9 protein-coding genes and 2 tRNA genes are annotated in these 9174 nt (G+C 48.5%); 7 read left to right on the plus strand and 4 right to left on the minus strand.

Going from position 1 to position 9174, the window contains the following annotated elements; translation table 11 throughout:
* Positions 1-306: SH3 domain-containing protein (locus tag ABYP73_RS08470; protein WP_372974033.1), on the minus strand; the 306-nt coding region annotated here is incomplete at its 3' end.
* A 6-nt stretch (positions 307-312) separates the two neighbouring features.
* Positions 313-1488 (minus strand): acetyl-CoA C-acyltransferase, encoded by a 1176-nt coding sequence (locus tag ABYP73_RS08475; RefSeq protein WP_372974034.1) that lies wholly within the window; start codon positions 1486-1488, stop codon positions 313-315.
* 114 nt (positions 1489-1602) lie between these two features.
* Between ABYP73_RS08475 and ABYP73_RS08480 the strand changes: the two genes are divergently transcribed.
* The 3 genes from ABYP73_RS08480 to ABYP73_RS08490 all read left to right on the plus strand — a co-directional run bounded on the left by ABYP73_RS08480 (position 1603) and on the right by ABYP73_RS08490 (position 4024).
* The gene (locus ABYP73_RS08480) at positions 1603-3651 is read left to right on the plus strand and encodes an HD family phosphohydrolase (protein ID WP_372974035.1); all 2049 of its coding nucleotides are present in this window, start codon (positions 1603-1605) and stop codon (positions 3649-3651) included.
* A 122-nt stretch (positions 3652-3773) separates the two neighbouring features.
* A tRNA-Ser gene (locus tag ABYP73_RS08485) sits at positions 3774-3857 on the plus strand.
* 92 nt (positions 3858-3949) lie between these two features.
* A tRNA-Pro gene (locus ABYP73_RS08490) sits at positions 3950-4024 on the plus strand.
* 265 nt (positions 4025-4289) lie between these two features.
* Here ABYP73_RS08490 and ABYP73_RS08495 read toward each other — a convergent pair.
* Together ABYP73_RS08495 and ABYP73_RS08500 are read right to left on the minus strand one after the other, a co-directional pair.
* A complete protein-coding gene (locus tag ABYP73_RS08495) occupies positions 4290-4742 on the minus strand; it encodes a nuclear transport factor 2 family protein (RefSeq protein WP_372974036.1) in 453 nt (150 codons plus the stop codon).
* A 95-nt stretch (positions 4743-4837) separates the two neighbouring features.
* Positions 4838-5425, minus strand: a complete 588-nt coding sequence (locus ABYP73_RS08500; protein WP_372945871.1) for a Crp/Fnr family transcriptional regulator — start codon at positions 5423-5425, stop codon at positions 4838-4840.
* Between the two features lie 295 nt (positions 5426-5720).
* On the opposite strand from ABYP73_RS08500, the gene ABYP73_RS08505 reads away from it, so the two are divergent.
* From ABYP73_RS08505 to ABYP73_RS08520, 4 genes are all read left to right on the plus strand, one after another.
* Entirely contained in the window at positions 5721-6383 is a 663-nt protein-coding gene (locus ABYP73_RS08505; protein WP_372974037.1) for a hydrolase, read from the plus strand.
* Between the two features lie 255 nt (positions 6384-6638).
* Positions 6639-7388 (plus strand): MlaE family ABC transporter permease, encoded by a 750-nt coding sequence (locus tag ABYP73_RS08510; protein WP_372974039.1) that lies wholly within the window; start codon positions 6639-6641, stop codon positions 7386-7388.
* Positions 7389-7440: 52 nt separating this feature from the next.
* Positions 7441-8187 carry an ABC transporter ATP-binding protein gene (locus ABYP73_RS08515; RefSeq protein ID WP_372974040.1) on the plus strand — a complete coding sequence of 249 codons (747 nt, stop codon included), beginning with the start codon at positions 7441-7443 and terminating at the stop codon, positions 8185-8187.
* A 4-nt stretch (positions 8188-8191) separates the two neighbouring features.
* Positions 8192-9174: MlaD family protein (locus ABYP73_RS08520; RefSeq protein ID WP_372974038.1), on the plus strand; the 983-nt coding region annotated here is incomplete at its 3' end.

Genomic DNA, 9174 nt, shown 5'->3' on the forward strand with positions numbered 1-9174 from the left:
GGGGATCAACTGGCTCTTACCTGAACTTACAAAAGCGATAAGGTCTGAAGCGTGGGCTGGTTCTTTGGCAGCTTTAAATTCCCTGTAGCTCTCTTTTTCCAGGGGGTACGACTGGTTCTTGGGGATCCATCCTTCTGTACCGTCCCAGGTCACCCGTATCTTCACCCACTCCTTCCGATGGTCGGTCACCTTGTACAGATCCCCGTAAAGGAGTTGGGTGACCTGTTCTCCCGAGGCGCCTGCCGCAGCGCGAACCGGGATGATACTCTGGGCACAGAGCCCGTAGTGATGGGTGTTTTTTTGCAAGTATGCTTATTTACGTTCCAGGATAAGGGCCGAGGCGCCACCCCCTCCATTACATATGGCTGCTGCGCCGTATTTACCGTTGTTCTGTTGCATCACGCTCAGGAGTGTGATCACGATTCGTGCTCCGGAACATCCCAGGGGATGACCCAGGGAAACGGCGCCCCCATTTACATTTACGTTCTTATCATTCAGTCCGAGGAGTTTCATATTAGCCAATCCCACCACGGAGAAGGCCTCGTTGAATTCGAAGAAGTCGATCTCCTCTATCTTAAGGTTGGCCTTGGCCAGTGCTTTAGGCAGGGCTTTGGCAGGGGCCGTAGTGAACCATTTGGGTTCCTGGGCGGCATCGGCATAAGCCTTAATAGAGGCGAGGGGTTTGAGTTTTAATTCAGCTGCCTTTTCGGCGCTCATCAATACCACAGCTGCTGCTCCGTCATTAATCGTGGAGGCGTTGGCCGCCGTGACTGTGCCATCTTTGGTAAAGGCGGGCCTCAGACCGGGGATCTTCTCCATTTTTACGTTCTTGTACTCCTCATCTTCTGCAACGATCAGAGGTTCGCCCCTGCGCTGGGGCACTTCCACAGAGACTACTTCGTCAGCAAATTTTCCGTCTGCCCAGGCCCTGGCCGATCTCTGGTAAGACTGAATGGCAAAGGCATCCTGGTCTTCCCGGCTGAATTTGTGTTCCACGGCACAGAGATCTGCACAGACTCCCATGGCATTCTGGTCGTAGGCATCTACCAAACCGTCTTTCTGCATCCCGTCTTCCAGGGTGGCCGGACCGAATTTCTGCCCGGTACGCATGTGCACATAATGCGGGATCAAACTCATGTTTTCCATACCACCGGCAACGACGACAGAGGTATCTCCCAGGGCGATGGATTGTGCACCCTGCATGATGGCCTTCATCCCGGAGGCGCAAACCTTGTTCACGGTGGTACAGGGAACGGTATCGGGTATGCCCGCATATATGGCCGCCTGACGCGCAGGGGCCTGGCCGCTTCCGGCCTGAACGACATTTCCCATCAGCACTTCTTCCACCTTATCGGGTGAAAGGGCAATTTTTTCAAGCGCTCCCTTGATCGCTGCGGCACCTAATTTAGGCGCGGGTATTCCGGATAAGGCCCCCATAAAACTCCCGATAGGAGTCCGTGCCATGGACACGATTACGACTTCTTTCATAGTTGTTTAGTTCTGTCGCGAAATTAAGAAATTATGCGCCAATGGATCACCTGATGGATATAAAAGAAGAGGGTTGACATTATATTTTCTATTTTTATCCCAGCTCAGCATCGCATGGAAGATTCATTAGACAAGCTGTACAAAAATCAGGGCCTGATCTACAAGTACATTCTGTATGTTGTGACGGTGGGTTGCATCGTCTTCTTTTTTCCAAAGGGAGGGAAATTCAAGTACGAATTCCAGAAGGGAAAACCCTGGCAATACGAAAATCTGTACGCTCCTTTCGATTTTTCCATCCGCAAGGGAGAAGGAGAGATCGCTGAGGAAGAGCGGGCCATCAGGGAGCGGCAAATTCCTTACTACACGTACGACACAGCGGTGATCGAGGAGGTCAGCCGGAATTTCCTGGCAGATTTTCAGGAGAGTCTCGATGGTCAGCAACTTTCCGATGGGCAAAAAGGGCGCCTCACCAACATAGGGGAGGAGGTCCTGGCAGACCTCTACCGGAACGGGATTCTTCAAAAGGCCTCAGCAAGAGATGCGCCGGATTACTTGTACCTGGTCAGGAACAACGAGGCCAGCAGGATCAGGGCAGACGCCCTGTATTCCCTTTCACAGGTCGATTCCGTTATTAGGGGTATCCTGGATTCGAGAAGGGCAGGACAGTTTTACCCCCTTTATCAGGAGGTATTCTTCAATGTGTTGAAACCCAATGTGACCTATGACGCCGAGCTCTCCGAAAAGGAACTGGCAGACGAACTGTCGAGAATCTCCACAACCCGGGGCAATGTGGATGAAGGTAAGCTGATCATCGCACGGGGGGAGGTCGTGGAGGCCGAGAACCTCAATATCCTCAATTCCCTGAAGGCGGAATACGAGTCGGAGCTCTGGACCGAAAACAGTCAGTACTTTATCCTTTTTGGCTATACAATCCTGGTAGCCCTGGTACTGATGATGCTGTTCCTATTCCTGCAGAAGTACAGGCCGGCCATCTACCGGAATAATGTAAAGGTCACGTTCATATTTTTTAATGTCTTGCTGATGGTCTTTCTCACCACCCTCGTGGTGAAGTATGATGAGACCTATGTTTTTGTGGTTCCCCTGTGTATCCTGCCACTGATCCTCAAGACCTTTTTTGATGCCCGTCTCGGACTGTTCGTCCATGTGCTGACTGTCCTGATCCTCGGTTTTGTGGTGCCCAACAGTTTTGAATATATCTTCCTGCAGATCATCGCGGGGATCGTCACTATCCTGACGGTATCCGAATTGTACAAAAGGGCCAACCTCTTTATTTCTGTGGGGCAGATCACTCTGATCTACATCGTAGGGTATTTTGCTTTTCACATTATCCACGAGGGGAACCTGGAGGATATGAACCTCTACACTTTTGGGATCTTTATCCTGAACGGAATGATCACCCTCTTTGCACAACCCCTTATTTACATCTACGAGAAGATTTTTGGGATGATATCGGATGTCTCCCTTTTGGAGCTTTCTGACACAAATTCGAGGTTGCTTAAAGAACTTTCGAACAAAGCCCCAGGGACCTTTCACCACTCCCTTCAGGTTGCGAACCTGGCCGAAGCTGCGGCCAATGCTGTGGGCGCCAATGCCATGCTCACCAGGGTAGGTGCGTTGTACCACGACATCGGGAAGATGAACAATCCCACTTATTTTACAGAGAACCAGGTGACCAATGTAAATCCCCATGACGATATCAACCCAAAGGAAAGCGCTGAGATCATCATCAACCATGTGATAGAAGGGATAGAACTGGCTCAGAGGAATAATCTCCCCGACCGGGTGATCGACTTTATCCGCACACACCACGGTACCACAAGGGTGTACTATTTCTATAAAAAGGAACTGGAAAATAATCCGGATGCGGAGGAAGCCGACTTTACCTATCCGGGACCCATCCCGTTCTCAAAAGAGACCGCTATCCTGATGATGGCCGATTCTGTTGAGGCCGCATCCAAGAGCCTCGTCAACCCCTCTTATCCGGTGATTGAAGAATTCGTGGAAAAGATCGTGAGCGGGCAGATGAAATCCAACCAGTTTCTCAATGCCAATATCACCTTTAAGGAGATCGAAATGGTGAAGAAGGTACTGAAACAAAAACTCACCAACATCTACCATCTGAGGGTAGAGTACCCGGAGTAGAATATCAGACTGAGATCACACCAAAAATATTTCAAAAAAGTTGCGTTTCGGCGAATGAAGAAGTACTTTTGCACCCGCTTCAATGATGAATCGCAAGATCATTTTTGAGGAATTGAAATTTTGGAGAGGTGCCGGAGTGGTAACGGAGCAGATTGCTAATCTGTCGACGCGTAAGTGTCGCCTGGGTTCGAGTCCCAGTCTCTCCGCCTCCGCTACATTAAAATGTAGCTTCGGCGGACACGTCCGCCTGTAATAAGTTCTTACTATTCCTTATAGGAATTTGCAGCAAATGCTGCCTCGGGGTGTAGCGTAGCCCGGTTATCGCGCCTGCTTTGGGAGCAGGAGGTCGCAGGTTCGAATCCTGCCACCCCGACAGTAAAGTAGAACCATCGTCTTTAGGCGATGGTTTTTTATTTTCCTGAACCGAGTGGAATTTATTCTGATGAGAGTCAGGAAAATAAAAAACTAAATGAGCGAAGCGAATAGGTTCACTTTACTGTCAACTCCCCTCACTCAGGATCACCGACTGAAAGGAGGTAATCCTAACTCACCTCAATTTGTCAGGAAAATAAAAAACAAAGTGAGCGAAGCGAATTGGTTCACTTTACTGTAAACTCCTCTCCCTGTAGTTCTGATCATTATTTGGATTGATTATAGATGTAAGTATCTATCTTCCAATTGTTCTTTACCTTTTTCAGGACAAACACCTCACGGAAGTTATCCTGTACCTCTTCGCCGGTAGCTTTGATCAGGAGGGAACCTGCTGATGTGGAACGTACGATCGCATGATCTCTGGTAACCACTACGCTTTCGATGGTCTCTCTCAGATTGAATCCAAAATTGTCAAAGACATACTGGTAATTTGCTTTCAACCCCTCAATGCCCTTTGCTGTGGAGGCTGCGGAGGGCAACAACACCGCATCGGATGCGAAATTTTCCAGCAAGCCAGAAAGATCGGCCCTGTTCAAAGCCTCGAAATAGGCATGCACTACTTCTTCTGCTGCTGCTTTATGATCAGTTTGAGCAGCCAATTCCTGTCCAAAAAATATAAATGTCCCGGGCAACAAAACTTTAAAAAATGAATTTTTCATGATTATTGATTTAAGAGTTTATCGCAAAGTTGGGGCAGGACAAAGGCTTTTACCCATAAAGTAGTTTAAGAAATACAGGCGGTATAGGCCGATGATTATTTGCCGGAAACCAGCTCCTTGCGGATCATGCTCAGGAATTCAGGGGTGATCCCCAGGTAGGAAGCGATCTGCGTATTGGGGAGACGGGACCCCAGTTTCGGGTATTTTTCCAGAAAATAGAGGTAGCGTTCCAGTCCGGTGGAACTGATATCCTGAAAGATCCGGTCCTGAAGCTCCACGTATTTATCCTCGGTAACCACCTTGAAGACCCTGTCCAGTTTCGGGATATTGATAAAGAGATAATACAGGTCATCCTGTTCGATCTGAATGATCTCAGAGGGTTCCAGAGCCTGTATATTTGAGAACCCGGGCCTGGTGGAATGAAAGCTGCTGATATCGGCTATCCAGTCGCCCTCCGCCGCAAAGAGGATGTTGTGTTCACGGCCCTGCTCGTCGATCCCGAACATCCTCAGAACTCCCTCTATCACGAAGGTGTAATGTCTGCAGATATCACCTGCCCTCATAAGGTACTCCCTGCGTTTGATGCGTTTGCGATGTATTCTGTTATTTATCAACGCTATTTCTTCCTCAGTAAAAGGAAGGTAGGTCTCAAAGTGACTGATCAGGGGTGCAGCTTCCATCATCAACTAAAGATACAAAATGAGGGAACACGTATCCTCACCAAAAGGGTCTCCCAGAGCTGCAAAATGAATTATAATGGAGGACGCAATAGAAACTGATTCGTCCTGTATTGGGAGGCTGATTATCCTAAGGAACAGTAGGAACAACTAGATTTTGAAATATACATTTACCTGACAAAAACCTCGGAAAACAAGGGAGTACATGTATCCTTTGAATATTAAAATTAACCCAATTAGGAGATAGGGATCTTCCTAATTTGAATACCTTTAAACAGGTTTTCTATCAACTCAATACTTCATGGAAAGAATACCCAATTTCGGCAGTAGGCTTCGCAAGAACATCGTTACCGTCCCGGAGATCATTGACAGGTGCAGTGGGATCCGTGTATTTGGACAATTACTGAAATCCTTCCTCTTCTCAACGGATGTGGCTATTATCAGGAATACCAATGCCAATGCGATCATCGCAGTGTATCCCTTTACACCTCAACCCGTAATATCACAATCCCTGATCCTGGCTTCAGACAAACCCATTTTTTGTGGGATTGGTGGCGGAATAACCAGCGGAGAGCGATCCGTTGAACTTGCCATACATGCCGAATTTCAGGGAGCCCTGGGTATAGTTCTAAATAAACCAGCCCCTAATGACCTCATTTATCGGCTCAAGGAAAAAATAGATATTCCCATAGTCCTGACGGTCGTTTCTGAACGGGATGACATCAAAGGCAGGCTGGAAGCCGGAGTGGACATCTTCAACGTATCCGGAGCCGTGAAGACCCCTGACATTGTAAAGAAGATCAGGGATATCGATGCTCATGTGGCCATCCTTGCTACGGGAGGTAAGACCGAGGATACCATCTCTGCCTGTATGGAGGCCGGGGCAAATGCCATCTCCTATACACCTCCCTCTACGGCTGAGCTCTTCAAGGACATCATGATCAGGTACCGTACGGAATTGTAATTGTTGTTGCTCAAACCCGGCAATGCTCTATACCACCCTCTCTGTTTAGTGGCATAGTATTTCGCCTCCTTCTTCTTCACGGTAAGAATATCCGGGGACAGGGATATTGATTTCGGCGTTCTGGCACCAGTAAAGAGTGAATCCCTGGCATGATTAAAATCATTTTTCAAATCAGATTGAAAAACTACCTTTAAGATTATGACTGTCGGGCAACAGACTCAAAGACGCTTGGCCAACAGATTTTATGGGGCCGTGATGAATTTCTTTCAGGAAACAGGTGCCCTTGCTTATTTCGCCGCCCGTTTCTTCAGAGAAGTCATGAAACCTCCTATGGAATTCAGAGAACTGCTTCGGCAGTGTTACAATGTTGGAAACAGATCTTTGATGTTGGTCGTGGTCACCGGCTTTATCATAGGGCTGGTACTAACCCTGCAATCCAGGCCGACCCTCATAGAATTTGGAGCGGTTTCCTGGATGCCGAACATGGTGGGAATTTCTATCGTTCGCGAGATAGGTCCTGTGATCACAGCCTTGATCTGTGCCGGGCGTATTGCCTCCGGGATGGGGGCAGAATTGGGATCCATGAGGGTGACAGAACAAATTGATGCCATGGAGGTTTCCGGTACCAATCCCTTCAAATACCTGGTGGTGACCCGTATTCTGGCTACCACCCTCATGCTTCCGCTCCTGGTCGTTTTTGGAGACCTGGTCGCGCTCTTTGGCTCGGCATTGGTAGAAAATCTGAAAGGGGATGTATCCTTTCAGCTCTATTTTAATACGGTCTTTAATGCCCTTGGATATGGCGATCTGATACCCGCCACGGTCAAGTCCTTCTTTTTTGGTTTTGTGATCGGTCTGGTAGGCTGTTACAAGGGATATTTCAGCAAAAAAGGAACGGCAGGAGTGGGTATTGCTGCCAACACGGCCGTGGTCACGGCCTCCCTCTTGCTTTTTATGGTAGATTTTATCGCCGTATTTGTATCGGATATTTTTTATGAATTGTAGGATGGAAAAACGCAGCAACATAACGGATGCCCGGGATAAACCAGCAGGAGGAATGGTAAAGGGGAAAAAGGTGGTCATCGATATCAGGGACCTGCGGAAGAGTTTTGGTGACAACCATGTGCTCAATGGTTTTAATCTGAGGCTGTTCGAGGGCGAGAACCTCGTGGTCATGGGCAAATCCGGCTCCGGTAAATCCGTGATGATCAAGTGCCTGGTAGGGCTGATGCAACCGGATAGTGGCTACATCGAAGTTATGGGCAAGGAAGTAAACACCCTGGACCGGGCTCAGCTCGATACCCTGAGAGCGGATATCGGTTTTCTTTTTCAGGGCAGTGCCCTGTATGACTCTATGACTGTGCGTGAGAATCTGGAATTCCCCATGCGCCGGCACAAGGAGAAACTGGGGTATATAACGGATACGGAGCCTTTGGTGATGGAAGCCCTGGAGAATGTAGGGCTGGCTCATACCGTCGACCTGATGCCTGAGGAATTGTCGGGCGGTATGAAGAGACGGGTGGCCCTTGCCCGTACACTCATACTGAAACCCAAAGTGATCCTGTATGATGAACCTACGAGTGGGCTAGACCCCATTACAGCCAAGGAAATCATCGAACTCATGCGGAGCATACAGCGGAAATACAACACCTCATCGCTTATCATCACCCATGATGTCGATTGTGCCAGGGTCATATCCGAACGGATGGTGCTCCTGGTTGACGGTATCAATTATGCCGAAGGAACGTACAAGGAACTATCCTCCGACAAAGACCCGAAAGTAGAAGCATTCTTTAAAAAGTAGCACCATGGAAAAAACAACGGCTAACCATATAAGACTCGGCGTGTTTGTGGTCATAGGAACTGTGTTGTTGGTGATTGCTGCGTACCTGATCGGGAACCAGCAGAACCTGTTCGGGAATACATTTCAGCTCAATGCCGATTTTAAGAATGCAAGTGGCCTGCAAAAAGGGAATAATGTGCGCTTTTCCGGGATCAATGTAGGTACGGTAAATCGAATTGAGATGATCAACGACACGACCATCAAGGTGTATATGACCATAGATGACAAAATGCGGGAGCACATCAGAAAAGACGCCGTGGCCATGATAGGTACCGATGGTCTGGTGGGCAGTATGCTGGTCAATATAGTACCTTCCGAAGGGGATACACTCCTTGTTGAACCGGGAGACCAGCTGCAATCTTACAGCAAGATCGCCACCCAGGATATACTCAGCACCCTGAACACCACCAATGAAAATGCCGCTCTTCTGACAGCCCAGCTCTTAAAGGTGTCTCAGTCACTGGTACAGGGTAGGGGCACTTTTGGACGTTTGTTGAACGACACGGTGATGGCCAGTGACCTTCAGCAGACGATCACCAACCTCAAACACACGAGCAGGCAGGCAAATTCGGCCCTTTCGGAGCTGAACAACATTATGAAAAAGATCGATTTTGAACAGAGTGCGGCAGGTGTGCTGTTGGCAGACAGCCTTACTGCTCAGCAGGTTCAAAACGTTTTAGGAAGTTTGGAGAACTCGAGTGCCGGACTTGAAAGCACCGTGCAAAAACTGGACGAATTGATCACCGAGATCGATAGGGAAGGGGGAGCCATGCGGTACCTGACCCAGGATACACTCCTGGTACGTCAATTGGAGAACACAGTCAAAAATGTAGAGGAGGGGGTGGAAAAATTCAACCAGAATATGGAGGCCCTGAAGCACAACTTCCTCACCCGTGGCTATTTCAGGAAACTGGAGAGGCAACAGCTCAAGGAAAAAGGCGGGAAGAA

The organism is Muriicola sp., from assembly GCF_041567615.1.
Classification (GTDB): Bacteria; Bacteroidota; Bacteroidia; order Flavobacteriales; family Flavobacteriaceae; genus Muriicola.

Bases quoted from the DNA above. Each gene is read 5' to 3' on its own strand.
- ABYP73_RS08475 (WP_372974034.1), bottom strand. From the start codon at position 1,488: ATGAAAGAAGTCGTAATCGTGTCCATGGCACGGACTCCTATCGGGAGT.
- ABYP73_RS08480 (WP_372974035.1), top strand. From the start codon at position 1,603: ATGGAAGATTCATTAGACAAGCTGTACAAAAATCAGGGCCTGATCTAC.
- ABYP73_RS08495 (WP_372974036.1), bottom strand. From the start codon at position 4,742: ATGAAAAATTCATTTTTTAAAGTTTTGTTGCCCGGGACATTTATATTT.
- ABYP73_RS08500 (WP_372945871.1), bottom strand. From the start codon at position 5,425: ATGATGGAAGCTGCACCCCTGATCAGTCACTTTGAGACCTACCTTCCT.
- ABYP73_RS08505 (WP_372974037.1), top strand. From the start codon at position 5,721: ATGGAAAGAATACCCAATTTCGGCAGTAGGCTTCGCAAGAACATCGTT.
- ABYP73_RS08510 (WP_372974039.1), top strand. From the start codon at position 6,639: ATGAATTTCTTTCAGGAAACAGGTGCCCTTGCTTATTTCGCCGCCCGT.
- ABYP73_RS08515 (WP_372974040.1), top strand. From the start codon at position 7,441: ATGGTAAAGGGGAAAAAGGTGGTCATCGATATCAGGGACCTGCGGAAG.